This is a genomic window from Hymenobacter sp. ISL-91 (assembly GCF_018613725.1).
GTDB lineage: Bacteria > Bacteroidota > Bacteroidia > Cytophagales > Hymenobacteraceae > Hymenobacter.
Window position 1 is genome coordinate 34,520 of sequence record NZ_JAGGPS010000013.1, and the last position, 16,037, is coordinate 50,556.

Genomic DNA, 16,037 nt, shown 5'->3' on the forward strand with positions numbered 1-16,037 from the left:
GGTGGTTCAAGGTCCTTCGCTCCGCTCAGGATGATAGGGCGTACATCTGTCTCCAGATATCCCCGCAGGTGCGGAAGGCCACGTTGCGGCTGCGAAGGTACTCCATGATGGTACGGAACTGCACGGGGCCGTTGCGCTGGTTGGCTGAGTCGAAGTTCTCGTTGTGCCAAAGCACTGTAGCCACGCCCCCGAACCGCTCAATTTCTTCGAACATGGGCAGTAGGGCCGGCAGGATTTCCTCGGGAGCCAGTTGTAGGTACCGGGGGTGGTGGAAGGTGGTGTCCATCACGTTGAGCGGGATTTCGAGGAAATCTGCTGCCATCCCGCGCTGGAAGTTGAATGGCCGAAACGGCAGGCAGTACGAGTTCCGAAAGCCGTAGTGCTCGGCAAAACCCAGGGTGGAATCGTAGGCGAATAGCAGATCATCTACCAGCGCCGGGGTGATGCGCGGTTCCCAGCTCAAATAGTGAAAGCGCAAGCCCTGACTGGTCGGGCCAAGGTGGCAAATCTGCTCCGCGTCGTAGTGCAGCTTGTTAGGGTTAGTGGAAGAGCCCAGACTAGCATGGAGCTCTACTTTAGCTCCGGCTTGCAGTAGGCTATCTACCGACTGCCCAATCTGATTATATCGATAATCGGCATTTGGAGTGCCATTGGGGTCTTTGCGGTGCTCGGGCAGGAAGAAGAACGTACTTTTCGCGCCGTACTCGGCCACGGTTTTCTGCACCAGTTCAAGGTTGTCCCAGGCATCTTTTTGGGTGAAGTGCCGCCACAACTGCCGGCCGAAGCTGAGTAGGTTGCCGCGTCGCAGCGCGGCTTTGGCAGGGGCTTTCCAGGCGCTGTAGAGGTTGTCGATGTCGTGGGTGATGCAGGCGGCCCAGGTGGCTCCACCGGCCCAGCGGTGCGGGTGCAACGGCTGGCCGGTTACGTGCTCGACGGCCGTTTTCAGCACGTCGAAGTAGTAGTTGACCACTGGCACGGCCACGAACCCGTAGCGAGCCTGCACGCTGGCTGCGTAGGGAAAGCGCCCATGCTGGTCGCGCTCGTCCGAAAAGAACTCCTGCCAGCCGCTGAGCAGGTAAAAAGCGGCCGAAATTACATCAGCATTGATGTGCGCCCGGCTTGCTGGCAGCAGCTCCAGCAGCGGTAATTCCAGACTCTCATCAAAGAAAAAAGGCAGCCGCTGCCCGCCCCACTCGCGCCAATTTGGTTCGGGAGGGTAGGGCGCGGTGCCGGCAAAAAAGTCGTGATTGGCATCTGCCACCTCAATTTGCGGCTGAGTAGCCTCGTAGCCAATAGTCACGGTTGGCACCCCGACATACGCTTCCCGAAAGTGCCGCAGCACATACGAAAGTCGCAGTTCGGCGGTAACAGACTCAACAACGGGCAGCGGTGGGGCAGGCATACCGCAAAGTAAGCCAGAACAACTCCGCGAACCTCAGCGCCTGCCTCCACGCACCGCTGCGGGAAGCTACGTCCGCGCCGTTGGGGCCGTTTTTGCCAGCCACTGCTGCAGCGCCCACGCCGCCCGCTGCTGGCTCTGTCCCTCGTTGGGGGTGCCCAGCGTGGCGTTGTAGTAGGCGGCCCGCTGGTACAGATTGGCTGGCTTGGCTAGCTGCATCCGGCGTAGCCAGCCACTTAATTCCGGCAGCGTATCAGCCTGCTCTACCAGGCCGTGGGCCACGTAGCCGTAGTAGTCGTCGGTGATGCCGTGGGTTCCGAATCGGAAGTACACGCTGGCCAGGTTCAGCAGCGTGGCTTCCAGGTGGGTGCTGGTGTCGGCGGCTAGCAGCGCATCGTGCTCAGTTAAAAACTCGAACACATTCTGCTGCCGGGCATCGGAAAACTGCAGCGCCGGGTGCCGGTTGGCCAGAAACGAGAAGTCGCGAGTGTCGCTGGGGTGGGGGCGGAAGGTAAAGGTGAGGTCGGGAAATTCGTTGAGCAGGTAATCGAGGGTAGTGGTGATGGCGGTGGTGTCGTCGAGGGTGTTGCAGGCCAGGGCTACCCGGCGCACGGCGGGGCTGCGATTGCGGCGGGCCAGGAAAGCATCGGCCTTGGGCATGCCTACCAGCTCTACCTGGCCCGCTACGGGGCCGCAGAGCCGGTATTTGTCCAGCGCGTCCTGCCCTTCCAGCAGGCTCAGCCCAAAACCCAGCGGCGGGAAGCTGGTGCTCACGGTGGCGTGCTGCACGTAGGCGGTGGGTACGCCTTCGGCCTGGCAAGCTAGCAGCAGGGCCCGGGCATCGTCGTTGTGGTCGTTGGCAAACACCACGGCCCGGGGCCGGTAGTGGCGCAGCGCCCGCCGGTACACCTCGTAGTAGCCAACGGCGTTGAAAATCAGGTCGAAAAACCGCCCGGCCCGCTCGCCCTCGGTGCGCTGCAACGCCCGATACACCCGCGGCAGTTGGCCGTAGTACAGCAGCTTGCGCCGCAGCGAAAGGCGGTTGACGGCCTCGTTGTAGCGCCCAATCTGCTTGCTTTGGCCGGCCACCAGCACGGTATTGGGCAACGTCTCCCGCAGAAAGTGCAGCGAATCGTAGTTGTTCTGGCTCACCACGTATAGCCACACCTTGCCGCGCAGGTTTTCGGGGTTGCGCACCTTCCGAAACACGTTGCCCAGCAGCCGCAGCCCCGTATAGCCCGCCACTTTCAGCAGCCGTTTCCAGGGGCTGGCCGGCGAAATGGGCTCCAGCGTGTGGGCCGGTAGCGCGGCAAACAGATCAGTAAAGCGTAACTGCAGAATGTCGCGTAGGCGGGCTGCCTCACCCTCCGCCCCTGCCTCTTCGCCGGAGAGCGGGGTGCCTGACGATTTGGGAAGAGGTGCGGTGTGAGGCATTGAAGCGAAGTGAACAGACTTACAATGCTTCCCAGGTGAGGGCGGTGCCGGCCTTCAGCGCTTGGCGCGCAGGCTTGCCGAGCAGCTGGTCGAGGTAGCGCGGGGGCAGGCCGTCGCCGGGGCGCACCACGCGCAGGTTTTCTTTGGTAAACAGTTCACCGGCCTGCACATCCTGAGCCACGTATACCGAACGTTTGTAGAGGCGGCTTTTTTCCTCGGCCCGCTGCACGCCATACTGTACCTGACCCAGCGCCTGCCAGGCCCGCTCGATTTCGGTTACGAGCTGGGCCACTTCCTCGGGTTCCAGCGAAAAGGCCGAATCCACGCCGCCGTCGGCGCGGCGCAGGGTTACGTGCTTCTCGATAACGCAGGCGCCCAGCGCCACGGCAGCCACCGAGGCCCCCACGCCCATGGTGTGGTCGGAGAGGCCCACCAGCGTATCGGGGAAGAGCTGCTGGAAGTGCGGCAAAGTGCGCAGATTGGTGTTGAGGGGCGTGGCGGGGTAGGTGCTGGTGCACTTGAGCAGCACCAGCTCGCGGCAGCCGGCTTCGCGCAGCACCTGCACGGCCTCGGCCACTTCGGCCAGGGTGCTGGCCCCGGTGCTCATAATTACGGGCTTGCCGGTGACGGCCACCCGGCGCAGCAGCGGCCAGTCGGTGTTCTCGAAGGAGGCAATTTTGTAGGCCGGCACGTCGAGGGTTTCCAGAAAATCGACGGCCGTCTCATCGAACGGCGAGCTGAACGCCAGCATGCCATGCTGCCGGGCCCGCTCGAACAGCGGCTGGTGCCACTCCCAGGGCGTATGGGCTTCCTGGTACAGCTCGTGCAGCTCGCGGCCGTACCAAAGCGAAGCCGGGTCGTCGATGCGGTAGGCTCCGGGCAGGGTCATGGTATCGGCGGTATAGGTCTGCAGCTTGATGGCGTGGGCGCCAGCCGCGGCCATGGCATCTACAATGGCCAGGCCGCGCTGCAAATCCTGGTTGTGGTTGCCACTGAGCTCGGCAATAATGAACGGCGGCTGGTCGGGGCCCACAAGGCGGGAGCCAAAGGAAATCGTCATGGGGCAAAAATACGCACAACTGCACGGTTGCCCAGCAGCGCGGCTCACCCTGCCCCCAGCCAGCCAAACGTCAGCGAATCGGCCTCATTGGCAAGGGGCTGCAACCGAAAACCGGCCCGCTCGAAGGCGTGCACCGAGGCGGCGTTGGCGGTCTGCACGTGCCCCAACACCCGGCGCACCCCCGGAAACTGCGTCAGGAGCTGCCGGGTGCCGGCCAGCAGCAGCAGCGGTGCCAGGCCCCGGCCCCGGAAATTGGCATCGAGCAGGTAGCTGAGCGTGGCCGTGTCGCCTTCCACCGCAAACCGGATTAGGCCCGCTGAGTGGCCCGTGGCGGCATCCCGGGCCAGCAGGAGCCGCGCGTTTTCGTCGGCCAGCCGGGCCGCAAACCACCGCTCATGGTCGGCTGCGGCTACAGGCTCGGGGTTGAAGGAAAACCGCCGCACGGCCGGCTCGTTGGTCCAGGTCAGCAGCTGGGCCGAGTCGGCGGCCGTGGCGGGACGCAGGGCGAAGGGCGGCGGGGGCAGCAGCAGCGCCCGCAGCTCCTGGCGCAGGCGGGTGGGGGCCTGCCCATCGAACACTCGGCGCTGAGCGGCCTGCATTTCGGTGGCGATGCGGCCGGCTTCGGAGGAAGTGAGGATGTTGGCCGCCGCGGTGTAGGGGCGGGCCAGGCCGGCGGCGCGCAGGTAGTGGTCGAGGTCGTGCTGGTTGGCGGCAGTGGGCAGCAGCAGCAGCAGGCCGCCGCCGGCCGCGCAGTATTCGTAGCTCACGGTGCTGGCCGAGCACACGGCCGCGCCGCACCGGCGCATCAGGGCGGCCAGTTCCGGCGCGGCCAATTGGCGGTGCAGCGTAAGGCCGGGCTGTCCGGCGGCCCAGGTTTGCAGGGTTTCCCAGCCCTGGTAGGCCCCGCCCACCACTGCGTGCACGTGGCGCACGCCCGGCAGGGCCAGCAGTTCAGCAGCCACCCGCCGGGTCTGGTGCGTGGGGTCGGCTCCGCCCAGGCACACGAACACGGTGGCTGCGTCGGGCGCTGCTGCCGCTGCGTTATTTTCGGCTGGCTTGGTTTGAAACGCCGCCCGCAACGGGGCATAGGCCGGGCCGCTGAGCAGCCGGGCGCCCGGCTGGCGCAATTCGTAATCGGCCATGGTGAGGCCGCCAGCGGGGTTGAGCACCAGGTCGGCGGCCAGCGGGTAGGCGTGCAAATCGTCGAGGTACACCAGCCGGTGCACGGCCCCGCGCACAGTGTTCTGGTAATCGTAGCGGAAATCGTAGCCGTCGAGTACCAGCACATCGTCGGGCCGGAGCACCTGAGCGGCAAGGTAGGCGGCCTCCTCGGGCAGCGGCCGCACGGGCAGGGCCTGCACCGCCGAGCCAGCCGTTGTAAGTTGTTCGGCCAGCGCCGCATCGGGCTCCCGAATCAGAAACAGCTGCTCCGGGAAATCGGGCCGCAGAATTTCGGCCAGCGCCAGCAGCCGCATCACGTGGCCCAGGCCAATGCGGGCGTTGCCATCGGCACGGAGTAGGAGGCGCATGGGGTTTAATTATCTAAATTTTTTCGTCGTTTATTTTCAATTTTAAAAGTAGCCCAATAGTAATTGATGTGATTGAATAGGAAAATATTATGCTTTCGCTCAATCTGCCGCCAACAAACATTGATGTGATGCATATACCAATAATTGAAATTAAAATAAATATTAGTTTTAGTGAAATAATTTTAAGGTTGTAGAAAGATAGATAACTGAAAAAAAACAGATAAAATATAGCTGTAGGAGTTGAGAGGGCAAAGCTGAATACAATGAATGCTAGATATATGTATATAAAATTAACGACTAAGGTAGAATTGCTATTTATTTTACTCTCAATGAAAATTGAAAGTATGGGAGCTATCAAAATAACCAATAGCCAGTGCAAAATCGGATAGCTTCTACGCATCTGTTGACAAGTTTGTAAAACGCACTGAACAACATTTAGCTCACACCTTCTTCTGCTCAATATGGGCGTTAAGCGCTACCAGTTCCGGGTGCCTATCGAGTAACACAATCAACTCCTCAGCCCCCAGTGCATCGGCCTGATGCTCTTCTATCAGCCGCTGAATCAGCTCAAAGTCCTCGGCCGTATCAACGGTGAGGCGGTAAGCGCTGCGGTTGGAGGGGCGGGTGAGGTGCTGGAACTGCACCCGCCCCGAGCGGTTCTGGTGGATGTAGGGCGTGACGTGTTCCCGGTCGGAAACCGTTGTGGCGTGGCGGGCGGCCTCCTCCAGCAGCTCCCGCGAGAATACCTCAAAGTCGAAACCCCGGGGATAGGTGCGCTCCAGCACATTGGAGAGGTACAGGAGTGGGGTATCGGCCGCCAGATACTCCTGCACCGCCCGCGCAATCAACCCGCCATCGAGCAGCGGGCAGTCGGAGGTGACGCGTACGATAACGTCCAGATCGTGCGCGGTGGCGCACTGCTGGTAGCGGGCCAGCACGTCGTCCTCGGGTCCGCGCGTCACGGGCAGGCCGTGAGTCGCCGCAAAATCGGCCAGCGGGTCGTCGGTGGCGTTGGTGGTGATGGCCAGGTAAATTGGTAACCCGCTGGTCTGCAGCCGCTCGATATGATACGCCAGTAGTGGCCGGCCGGCCACGGGCCGCAGCACTTTGCCCGGCAGCCGGGTGCTGGTCATGCGGGCCTGCGAAATGATGCCGACCTTTTTCACGACGGTTCTGCCGCCACAAATTCCCGGATGCAGTCAATCACATACTGTTGTTCCTCGTCGGTGAGGCTGGGGAACAGCGGGATGCTGAGGCAGTGGGCGTAGTAGGCCTCGGCGAGCGGGAAGTCGCCTTCCAGCCAGCCCAGGCCCTGGTAGTAGGGCATCCGGTGCACCGGAATGTAGTGGACCTGCGCGAATATCTGCTTCGCGCGCAACGCCTCGTACAGGCCCCGCCGGTCTTCTACCTGAATCACATACAAATGATAGGCGTGGCCCGGCGCCGCGGCCAGCGGGCGCACGGCGGGCATTTCGGCAAAGGCGGCATCGTAGCGGGCGGCCAGGGTGCGGCGGCGGGCCAGGCCGGCATCGGCGCGCTGCAGCTGGCTGATACCTAGGGCACAGAGCATATCGGGCAGGCGGTAGTTGTAGCCGAGCTCCTGCATTTCCATGTACCAGCCGCCTTCGTCGGGCCGGCTGAGTTGGGCGGGGTCTTTGGTGATGCCGTGGGTGCGCAGCGTCAGCAGCCGCTCGTACAGGTCGCGGCGGTTGGTGGTAATCATGCCACCTTCGCCGGTGGCAATGTGCTTGACGGGGTGGAAGCTGAAGATGGCCAGGTCGGCAAACTGCCCGTTGCCGCAGTTTTGCTGCTGGCCCTGGCTGTCGATGAAAGAGCCGCCGGGGGCGTGGCAGCTGTCTTCGAGCAGCCACAGGCCGAACTCGTCGCAGAGCTGGCGGGCCTGCTCCAGGTTCACCGGCAAACCCGCAAAGTCCACCGGAATCAGCCCGTGGAAGTAGCCCTTCGGGTGGCTTTCGAGCAGCCGGCGCACGGCCCGCAGGTCAATCAGGGCCGTAGCGGGGTCGATGTCGGCGAAATGTACCTCGCCGCCGCAGTAGCGCACGCAGTTTGCCGAGGCCGCAAAGGTGATGGGCGTAGTGATGACGCGCTGACCGGGCTGCACATTCAGGGCCAGCGCGCACAGGTGCAGCGCCGCCGTGCCGTTGCTCACGGCCACGGCGTACTCGGCCCCCACGTATGCCGCGAATTTCTCCTCGAACTCGGCTATCAGCGGCCCCTGCGTAAGGTAATCGGAACGCAGAGCGGCCAGTACGGCCCGCTCATCGGCTTCGGTGATGTGCTGGCGGCCGTAGGCAATGGGGCGGGTGGGCTGGAAGTCGGAGGCGTTCATGGGGCACAAATAATCTGGAAAGCTCAGGATGACAAACCGTTTTCGCACGCCTGTCTGGGCTCCCTACACCGTAAATCCGGCGTCGACGTGCAGGCGGATTTCCTCGCGGATTTGTTCGGCCGAGAGCCAGTCGGTGTTGTTGCTCGAATCGTAGTGAAAGCCGGGTTCGGTGCGGCGGCCGTGGAAGTGGGCAATGAATGCATCCACGTCCCAGCGCGGCGTGAAGGGCAGAATGACGTAGTATTTGTCCAGCTCAACGGTGCTCAAGGCGTCGGTTTCGGTTATCATTTCCTCGTGCAGCTTCTCGCCGGGCCGGATGCCCACAATTTCCTGCCGGCAGTTGGGCCCGATGGCCTCGGCTACTTCGGTAATCTTGTAGCTCGGAATTTTAGGCACGAAAATCTCGCCGCCCCAGCTGTTCTCCAGCGCGTACAGCACCAAATCCACGCCCTCGTCGAGCGAGATGTGGAAGCGCGTCATGTCGGGGTGGGTGATGGGCAGTACGCCCGAGTCGCGGCGCTGCAGGAAAAACGGCACCACCGAGCCCCGCGAGCCGATGACGTTGCCGTAGCGCACCACCGAAAAGCGCAAATCGCGCGAGCCTTTCATGTTGTTGGCGGCCACAAACAGCTTGTCGGAGCAGAGCTTGGTGGCGCCGTAGAGGTTGATGGGGGCCGCGGCCTTGTCGGTGCTCAGGGCTACCACGTCGGATACGCCGCAGTCGAGGGCCGCGTTAATCACGTTTTCGGCCCCGAAAATGTTGGTTTTGATGCACTCCATCGGGTTGTACTCGGCGGCGGGCACCTGTTTGAGGGCGGCGGCGTGCACAATAATATCGATACCCTCACAGGCCCGCTTGAGCCGCTCGGCGTCGCGCACATCGCCAATAAAGTAGCGGATGGCCGGAAACTCGGAATGCGGAAACTGCTGCGACATCTCGTACTGCTTGAGCTCGTCGCGCGAGTACACCACCAGCCGTTTCACCTGCGGATAGAGCCGGAACACGGTTTCGACGAACTGCTTGCCGAACGAGCCGGTGCCGCCGGTTACCAGAATGGATTTATGGTTGAGGTCGAGGGCCATGGATGGGGTGCTGAGCGAAAGAAAGGCCGGACCGCGAAACGGCCGGGATGGGGGAGGGCAAAAGTAGGCATTCCGGCCGGAGCTTGCGTAGTTTTGCATCGTCCGCTCTATCAGCTGTCATCCTGACGAAGGAAGGACCTTATCGTGCTAAGGCAGTCGTAGTAATAACTCGCTTCTATGTGATAAGGTCCTTCCTTCGTCAGGATGACAGCTGATTTTCACCGCTGCTTATGCCTGCCTCCGCTTCCGCCGAACCCATCAAGCTCGTCATCTGGGACCTCGACGACACATTCTGGCGGGGTACGCTTTCCGAGGGGGCTATTACGGCGTTGGAAGAAAATCTGCAGCTGGTGCGCGACACGGCGGCCCGTGGCCTGGTGCATACCATCGTGAGTAAGAACGATTTCGCCCCGGCCGAGGCGCGGCTACGAGAGCTGGGCATCTGGGAGTTGTTTGTGTTTGCGCGCATCAGCTGGCAGCCCAAAGGCCCGATTATCAAGGAACTGTTGAGCCAAATGCAGCTGCGGGCCGCCAACGCCCTGTTTCTCGACGATAACCCCGCCAACCGGGCCGAGGCGCAGTTTTACAACCCCGAGCTGCGCGTGGCCGACCCCACCGAGCTGCCCCAACTGGTCCCGCTACTGCGCGCCAGCGGCCAGCCCGACCCCACGCTCGCGCGCCTCGCCCAATACAAGCTGCTGGAGCGCCAGCAGCAGGCCCGCACCCAGTACGACGACAACCTGGCTTTCCTGCGCGACGCCCAGGTGAAGGTAGAGTTTCGCGAGGGGCCAGCCGCCGTGCTGCCCGATCTGGGCCGGCTCGAAGAGCTCATCAACCGCTCCAACCAGCTCAATTTCACCAAGCGCCGCGTGACGCTGCCCGAGCTGGAAGCCAGCCTGCGCGACCCGGCCCGCCGCTGGGGCGCCGTGCGCGTGCACGACCGGTTCGGCGACTATGGGCTGGTGGGCATTTACTGCGTGCACGAGGCCGAAAACCGGCTGGAGCAGCTCGTGTTTTCCTGCCGCATCCTGCACCTGGGCATCGAGCAGTTCACCTACGCTCACCTGGGCTTCCCGGTCGTGGCAGTGCAGGGCGACGTGGCTACGGAGCTGAATCAAACGGAAAAGCCCGACTGGATTACCGTGCAAGCGGCCTCGCCCGCTGCCGCCACAACCCCTGCCACGTCGGCCGGCAAGCGGCTGCGAGTACTGCTGAAAGGCGGCTGCGACCTGGGCCAGCTCACGCCCTTCCTGCAGGCCTTCGACCTTGAGGTAGCCGAGGAGTTCAACTTCAACAACGAGCACCAGATTCCGGTGCACCTGGAGCACACGCTGCTGCTGCGCGCCACCCGCGAGTGGCCCGGTGCCGACCAGCGGCGTTTGGCTGCCGCGCTGCCCTTCCTGGGCCGCGAGGCCTTCGACACCCGCCTTTGGGAGTTCGGCTACGATGTGCTGGTATACAGCCCGCTGATGGATTACACCCAGCCACTGTACCGCGAGCGGGCCACCGGCCACCGCGTACCCTTTGGAGCCTACCAGGATATTACGGCCGAGCCGCCCGCTGCCCTGGCCGCCCGCTACGCCCAGCGCCGTTTTCAGGGGCTGAATGAGGATTTCCTGCGCCGGTTCGCGCTTGATTTCGCGCACGAAGGCCCGATTTCGCCCGTCGAATTTCAGCAGAACCTGCGTTGGCTGCGGGCGCAGGTGCCCGCCGCCGTGCCCATCTTCCTACTCAGCGGCGCCGAAATTGAGGTGCCCGGCTCGGGCGAAACCGGTGCTAAACAGCGCCATGAAACCATGAATGAGGCGCTGGCCGAATTCGTGGCTTCGGCCGAGAACTGCTTCCTGCTCGACGTGCGCGAATTCGTGCAAAGGCCCGCCGACGTCAGCAACAACCTGCGCCATTACCACCGCCAGCACTACCGCACCCTGGCCCAGCAACTGGCCCAGGCCCTCGGCGCGTGGCAGGGGCAACATCTGGGCCACTCGGCTTGGGCCGATTGGAAAGCCCGCGCCTGGGGACTGGTGCCAAATAAGCTGCGCGGGCTGCTGGGGCGGTAATGTAGCGCGAAGCTCCCGCTTCGCGCAGCGTTTAACGATTGCGCAAGGCCCAGCCGTCAGCAACGACGCGCGAAACTCCCGGTTCGCGCTACAGTATCAGCTCCACCAGCCGCTCCGTGAGGGCGCGGCGGGAGTAGCGGGTGGGGCGGGGGCCGGGCAAATCGAGGTTGGGGTTGATGCACCAGCGGGCTACCAGGCCCTCAAATGCTTCGACTAAGTCGGTGTAGGCATCGGGCGGCAGGGTGTGGCCGGCGCCGGTTTCGCGCAGCAGTAGGTCGGCATCCGACCCCAGCGGGCCCACGCACAGAATGGGCTTGTTGGCGGCCAAGTACTCGAACACTTTGCCGGGCAAAATACCCTGGTTGTTGGCCACGTCCGGAATGACCAGCAGCAGCGCCGTACTCCGCAATAGGTAGCCCACCGACTCATGGTGCGGCACGAAGGGCACAAACTCAGTGCGTTCGGCCAGACCCGCTGCGGCCACCTGCTGCCGGATGCCGTCGGAAACTTTGCCCACGAAGCGCAGCCACAGCGGCACATCGGGGTGGCGGCGGGCACATTCGGCCGTGGCGGCCAGCAGCTGGTCGAGGCGGTAGGTATCGGCAATAGTGCCGGTGTGGGTTACCAGCAGTGCATCGGTGGGGGGGTGGCTAAGTTCCCGGAAATCGGCCTCGTCGTAGCCGTTGGGCAGCACTTCAATCTTGGCCGGATCGATTCGGGCTGACTTGGCCGCAAAAATCCGCTTGGTGTGGGGGCTCGTTACCAGCACCACATCAGCCTGTTCCAGCACCTGGCGCTCGTAGCGGGCATCGAGCCAGCGGGCGGGCGGCAGTTGGTTCAGCTCCTTGTAGTAGTAGATATCGGTCCAGGGGTCGCGCAAATCGGCCAGCCAGCGCAGGCCGTAGCGGCGCTGCAGCTCCAGCCCGATAAGCTGGGTGGAGTGCGGCGGCGAGGACGTGAGCACGGCGTCGAACTGCTCGCCGGCGGCCACCAGCTTGGCCACGGCATCCAGTACGAAGCGGTTCCAGCCCCGGCGCGCATCCGGAATAAACAGGTTGCCGCGCACAAACTTGAACAGCTGCTGGCTCGGGCTCGTCTTGCTCTCGCCCACAAAGCCTCCGTAGGGCACCTGCCGGCGGCCCGTAAGACGCTTGTAGCTGTCGAAGGGCTCAAACGTATTCGTCCGAATAACCCGCACGCCGGCCGGCACATCAGCGGCCAGGCTCTCATCAAGCACCGGGTAAGCCGCCCGCGTAGGGTCCACGGTAATCACGGTGGGCTCGATACCGAACTCGGGCAGGTGCTTGACGAACTTGAGGCTGCGCTGCACGCCCGCCCCGCCCGAAGGTGGCCAGTAGTAGGTAATAACGAGCAGGCGAAGCGGGCGGGCGGAATCGGGCACGGAGCGGCAGGCGGGCGGTGAAGCACGAAGGTACGCGCTGGCGGCTTTTCGGGCTTTTCTGGTTACTTTTGGGGGTTGATTTCTGTAGACGTTGCTGAAGCAGGCACTAAGCTTTGGGCAAAGAAGCTTACCTGCGAATTTGATTCTGCGCCATTCAAATAATCCCCGTCTACTTACAGCTCAACCCGAACCTGCAGCATCCAACCATCTGCGCCCACCTGTACTTTATGTTTGATAATCTCTCAACCAAGCTCGACAAAGCCTTTAAAACCCTTAAAGGCCAGGGCAGCATCACCGAAATCAACGTTGCGGCCACGGTAAAAGAAATCCGCCGGGCGCTGGTGGATGCCGACGTGAACTACAAGGTGGCCAAGGAAGTCACCGACAAAATAAAGGACGAGGCCATGGGCCGCGACGTGCTGGTAGCCGTGTCGCCGGGCCAGCTGATGACCAAAATCGTTTACGATGAGCTGACCCAGCTCATGGGCGGCGAAAAACAGGACATCCAGGTAAAGGGTGATCCGGCCGTGATTCTGCTTTCGGGCCTGCAGGGTTCGGGCAAAACCACCTTCGCCGGCAAACTGGCCGCCTACCTCAAGAAGCAGAACCGCAACGTGTTGCTGGTAGCCTGCGACGTGTACCGCCCCGCTGCCATCGACCAGCTGAAAGTGCTGGGCGAGCAAGTGGGCGTAGACGTTTACTCGGAGCCGGAGAACAAGAACCCGGTAGACATTTCGCGCAATGCCATTGAGTTTGCGCGCAAAAACAACAAAAAGGTCGTCATCATCGACACCGCCGGCCGTTTGGCCGTCGATGAGCAGATGATGGCCGAAATCGAGCAGGTAAAGCGGGCCATCAACCCCTCCGAAACCCTGTTTGTAGTCGACTCGATGACGGGTCAGGACGCGGTAAACACGGCTAAAACCTTCAACGACCGCCTCAACTTTGATGGCGTGGTGCTCACCAAGCTCGACGGCGACTCGCGCGGCGGCGCGGCCCTTAGCATCCGGGCGGTGGTCGAAAAGCCCATCAAGTTCATCTCGACGGGCGAGAAAATGGAGGCCCTCGACCTGTTCTACCCCGACCGCATGGCCCAGCGCATTCTGGGCATGGGCGACGTAATTTCGCTGGTAGAGCGCGCGCAGCAGCAGTTCGACGAGGAAGAAGCCAAGCGCATCAACCAGAAGATCCGCAAAAACCAGTTCAACTTCGACGACTTCCTCTCTCAACTGGAGCAGATCAAGAAGATGGGCAACATCAAGGATCTGGTGGGCATGATTCCGGGCGTAGGCAAGGCCATGAAGGACGTGGAAATCGACGACGATGCCTTCAAGCCCATCGAGGCCATCATCAAGAGCATGACACCCAAGGAGCGCGCCCAGCCCGAGCTGCTCAACGGCTCGCGCCGCCGCCGCCTGGCCCTGGGCTCGGGCACGGACATTCAGCAGGTAAACGCGCTGATGAAGCAGTTTGAGGACATGCGCAAGGTGATGCGCACCATGAACAAAATGAGCAGCACCAAGGGCGGCATGGCCCAGATGGCCAAGATGATGGGCATGAAAGGCCCGCTCCGTTAATCACTGATTCACGCTGATTAGTCGTGATTTCACTGATTTTTTGGTGGGTGATGCCAGGCGGCCCCGGTAGCAACTGCTGCCGGGGCCGTTTGGCGTCACGCCCGCTCGAAGGGATTGGCAGGTACCACCAGCAGCACCTTTTCGCGCTCGATTGCTACTTGGCCCGGCTTGGCTCCGCGGGGTTTGCGCACGTATTTTTTGGGCGTGTAGGTAACCGGGCACAACGAGTCGTTCTGGCGCTTGGAGTACCAGGCGGCCAGCTGGGCGGCCCGCTCCAGCACCGGCGCGGGCACTGGCTGGCCGGGCCGCTGCCGGATAATAACGTGCGAGCCGGTAGCGTCTTTGGCGTGCAGCCAGAGGTCATCTTTGTGGGCGTAGCGCTGGGTCAGCAGGTCGTTGTTGACGGCGTTGCGACCCACCAGAATCGTGAAGCCGGAATCCTCGAACACCTTGAACGGTAGCTCGGTTGCGGCGGCTTTGGCGGCTGCGGCGGCATCGAGGCCGTGCTGCTTGCGCCACTGCCGCAACGCCCGCAACTCGCCGGCGGGCAGGGCGGCCAGCTCCTCCAGCCGCTCCAGCGCTTCGAAGGCTTCGGCTTCACGGCGCTCGGAGCGCTCGGCTAGTTCGCGGGTTTCGCGCTGCTGGTTTTTGGCCTTGCGGTACAGGTTCTGGGCCGTACGTTGGGGCGTCTCGGCGGGCTTCAGCTTGATGGTGCGCCGCTGGCCGGGCTGGTAAAAATCCTCGACTTCCACCTCGGTGGCACCGGCCGGAATCTGGCTCAGGTGGGCCATAATCAGGTCGGCGGTCTGGCGGTAACCGGTGGTGTTTTCGAGGGCGTGGAGGCGGTTGCGGGCGTGCTGGGCGGCCGTGGCGGCGGTGTCGGCGCGTTTTTCCAGCAACTGCTGTACCTGGCGAAGCTCCGTTTCGTAGGCCTGGCGGCCCAACAGCCGCGGCACGTAGCGGCGCAATGCCCCAATGGGGTCGTTGGCGGGCAGTTCGGCCTCGATGGTGCCCACAGGCAGCAAGCTGAGGCGGGTGCGGTTGTCGAGCCGCACGATATAAAAAGCGGCAGGCTGCTCTAACTGGCCTACCACCTGCGCGACCAGCCCACGCTTGGTTTCCAGTGGAGCCGGGTCGTAGCCTAGCGTATGCAGGTAGGCCCGGCCCAGGTCGCCAAGGGCAGGGTAGGCCTTGGCCGGATCGGCTGCTTCGGCCGGGGCTGCTTCGGAAGCGGGCTGAGTGGGCGGGCGCAGGTCGGCGTCGGCCAGGTAGCGCGGGTGGAACAATTCGGCGGGGCTGGCCGGGTCGGCGGGGTGGAACACGGCGTTGGGCCGAGTACCGTAGAGCTTGAGCACCAGCCGAGCCCCGCTCATAAAATCCAGCTGTAGCACCCGGTCGTGGGGCCAGGCCGCTACGGTTGCTACCTCTTGGCCCAGCAGGCCGGGCAGCAAATCCACCGAGTTCTGGCGGGTACGCTGGAAGCTTTCGGGCAGGGCCAGCAGCGTGCCGGCGGCGGCCAGCGTTAGCTTGAGCCAGAACTCGGCCCCGCCGTTGGTAAGCCCGATAACCAGCTCGTCGCGCTCCTGCGAAAAGCAGGCAGCCACCCGGTAGCCGGCCAGCTGGCGGGTGAGAGCCGGGGCAAGCTGGCGCAGAAAGTAGTAGTTGGCGGGCATCAGTAGGTTAAATTGTACAGCGGCCCCGTTTCGCTCACAAGGTTTCCCGCAACCCGGAAACTACGTTTAGGTCGTCGGGCGACGGAACCGGCGTTAAATCTGCTCCAGCTGGGTGCGGGTCCGCTCGCTGGCCATCTGGTCGCCGGTGTTTACCGTCGATTTGGGCTCGATCATCAGAATCCAGGTTTCGCCTTTTGAGTGGGGGCGGTGGTCGGTGCCGCGGGGTACTACCAGCAGCTCGCCGGGGTTCAGCTCGGCCGTGGTGCCGTCGCGGAAGTCAATCAGCAGCTGGCCTTTCACCACCATAAACAGCTCGTCTTCGGCCGCGTGGTTGTGCCAGATGAACTCGCCTTGCACCCGTGCAATTTTCAGGTGCTGGTCGTTCAATTCGCCAATTACCCGCGGGTTCCAGTGGTCGGTGAACTGCGCAAACTTGTCTTCGAGGCGGATAACCTTCATTGTTCAAAGAA

Annotated in this window: 12 protein-coding genes; 2 read left to right on the forward strand and 10 right to left on the reverse strand. The window is 62.9% G+C overall.

What is annotated here, in order from left to right; genetic code table 11:
* Positions 1–25: 25 nt before the first annotated feature.
* The 7 genes from J7E24_RS06670 to pseB all read right to left on the reverse strand — a co-directional run bounded on the left by J7E24_RS06670 (position 26) and on the right by pseB (position 8,855).
* The gene (locus J7E24_RS06670) at positions 26–1,402 is read right to left on the reverse strand and encodes a DUF7033 domain-containing protein (RefSeq protein WP_215136410.1); all 1,377 of its coding nucleotides are present in this window, start codon (positions 1,400–1,402) and stop codon (positions 26–28) included.
* Positions 1,403–1,468: 66 nt separating this feature from the next.
* Positions 1,469–2,833, reverse strand: a complete 1,365-nt coding sequence (locus J7E24_RS06675; protein WP_251047066.1) for a hypothetical protein — start codon at positions 2,831–2,833, stop codon at positions 1,469–1,471.
* 19 nt (positions 2,834–2,852) lie between these two features.
* Positions 2,853–3,893 (reverse strand): pseudaminic acid synthase, encoded by a 1,041-nt coding sequence (gene pseI / locus J7E24_RS06680; RefSeq protein WP_215136412.1) that lies wholly within the window; start codon positions 3,891–3,893, stop codon positions 2,853–2,855.
* Positions 3,894–3,937: 44 nt separating this feature from the next.
* Entirely contained in the window at positions 3,938–5,422 is a 1,485-nt protein-coding gene (gene pseG, locus J7E24_RS06685) for a UDP-2,4-diacetamido-2,4,6-trideoxy-beta-L-altropyranose hydrolase (RefSeq protein ID WP_215136414.1), read from the reverse strand.
* A 440-nt stretch (positions 5,423–5,862) separates the two neighbouring features.
* Positions 5,863–6,588 (reverse strand): cytidylyltransferase domain-containing protein, encoded by a 726-nt coding sequence (locus tag J7E24_RS06690; protein ID WP_215136416.1) that lies wholly within the window; start codon positions 6,586–6,588, stop codon positions 5,863–5,865.
* Entirely contained in the window at positions 6,585–7,772 is a 1,188-nt protein-coding gene (gene pseC / locus J7E24_RS06695; RefSeq protein ID WP_215136418.1) for a UDP-4-amino-4,6-dideoxy-N-acetyl-beta-L-altrosamine transaminase, read from the reverse strand. The genes J7E24_RS06690 and pseC overlap by 4 nt, the downstream gene beginning before the upstream one ends.
* A 63-nt stretch (positions 7,773–7,835) precedes the next feature.
* Positions 7,836–8,855 carry a UDP-N-acetylglucosamine 4,6-dehydratase (inverting) gene (pseB, locus tag J7E24_RS06700; RefSeq protein ID WP_215136420.1) on the reverse strand — a complete coding sequence of 340 codons (1,020 nt, stop codon included), beginning with the start codon at positions 8,853–8,855 and terminating at the stop codon, positions 7,836–7,838.
* Positions 8,856–9,085: 230 nt separating this feature from the next.
* Here pseB and J7E24_RS06705 point away from each other — a divergent pair, with 230 nt between their 5' ends.
* Entirely contained in the window at positions 9,086–10,915 is a 1,830-nt protein-coding gene (locus tag J7E24_RS06705; RefSeq protein WP_215136422.1) for a hypothetical protein, read from the forward strand.
* A gap of 88 nt (positions 10,916–11,003) precedes the next feature.
* Here J7E24_RS06705 and J7E24_RS06710 read toward each other — a convergent pair whose 3' ends face one another.
* Positions 11,004–12,317 (reverse strand): glycosyltransferase family 4 protein, encoded by a 1,314-nt coding sequence (locus J7E24_RS06710; protein ID WP_317195620.1) that lies wholly within the window; start codon positions 12,315–12,317, stop codon positions 11,004–11,006.
* Positions 12,318–12,544: 227 nt separating this feature from the next.
* Here J7E24_RS06710 and ffh point away from each other — a divergent pair, with 227 nt between their 5' ends.
* Entirely contained in the window at positions 12,545–13,894 is a 1,350-nt protein-coding gene (gene ffh, locus J7E24_RS06715; protein WP_215136423.1) for a signal recognition particle protein, read from the forward strand.
* A 95-nt stretch (positions 13,895–13,989) separates the two neighbouring features.
* Here ffh and J7E24_RS06720 read toward each other — a convergent pair whose 3' ends face one another.
* The gene (locus tag J7E24_RS06720) at positions 13,990–15,567 is read right to left on the reverse strand and encodes an NFACT RNA binding domain-containing protein (protein ID WP_215136425.1); all 1,578 of its coding nucleotides are present in this window, start codon (positions 15,565–15,567) and stop codon (positions 13,990–13,992) included.
* A gap of 93 nt (positions 15,568–15,660) precedes the next feature.
* Positions 15,661–16,026: a cupin domain-containing protein gene (locus J7E24_RS06725; RefSeq protein ID WP_215136427.1), complete on the reverse strand. Its 366-nt coding sequence runs from the start codon at positions 16,024–16,026 to the stop codon at positions 15,661–15,663.
* Between the last annotated feature and the right edge of the window lie 11 nt (positions 16,027–16,037).

What these genes read in the sequence shown, in the direction of transcription:
- J7E24_RS06670 (WP_215136410.1), bottom strand. Translation starts at nt 1,402, where the DNA reads ATGCCTGCCCCACCGCTGCCCGTTGTTGAGTCTGTTACCGCCGAACTG.
- J7E24_RS06705 (WP_215136422.1), top strand. Translation starts at nt 9,086, where the DNA reads ATGCCTGCCTCCGCTTCCGCCGAACCCATCAAGCTCGTCATCTGGGAC.
- J7E24_RS06720 (WP_215136425.1), bottom strand. Translation starts at nt 15,567, where the DNA reads ATGCCCGCCAACTACTACTTTCTGCGCCAGCTTGCCCCGGCTCTCACC.
- ffh (WP_215136423.1), top strand. Translation starts at nt 12,545, where the DNA reads ATGTTTGATAATCTCTCAACCAAGCTCGACAAAGCCTTTAAAACCCTT.
- J7E24_RS06725 (WP_215136427.1), bottom strand. Translation starts at nt 16,026, where the DNA reads ATGAAGGTTATCCGCCTCGAAGACAAGTTTGCGCAGTTCACCGACCAC.
- pseG (WP_215136414.1), bottom strand. Translation starts at nt 5,422, where the DNA reads ATGCGCCTCCTACTCCGTGCCGATGGCAACGCCCGCATTGGCCTGGGC.
- pseC (WP_215136418.1), bottom strand. Translation starts at nt 7,772, where the DNA reads ATGAACGCCTCCGACTTCCAGCCCACCCGCCCCATTGCCTACGGCCGC.
- pseB (WP_215136420.1), bottom strand. Translation starts at nt 8,855, where the DNA reads ATGGCCCTCGACCTCAACCATAAATCCATTCTGGTAACCGGCGGCACC.
- pseI (WP_215136412.1), bottom strand. Translation starts at nt 3,893, where the DNA reads ATGACGATTTCCTTTGGCTCCCGCCTTGTGGGCCCCGACCAGCCGCCG.
- J7E24_RS06675 (WP_251047066.1), bottom strand. Translation starts at nt 2,833, where the DNA reads ATGCCTCACACCGCACCTCTTCCCAAATCGTCAGGCACCCCGCTCTCC.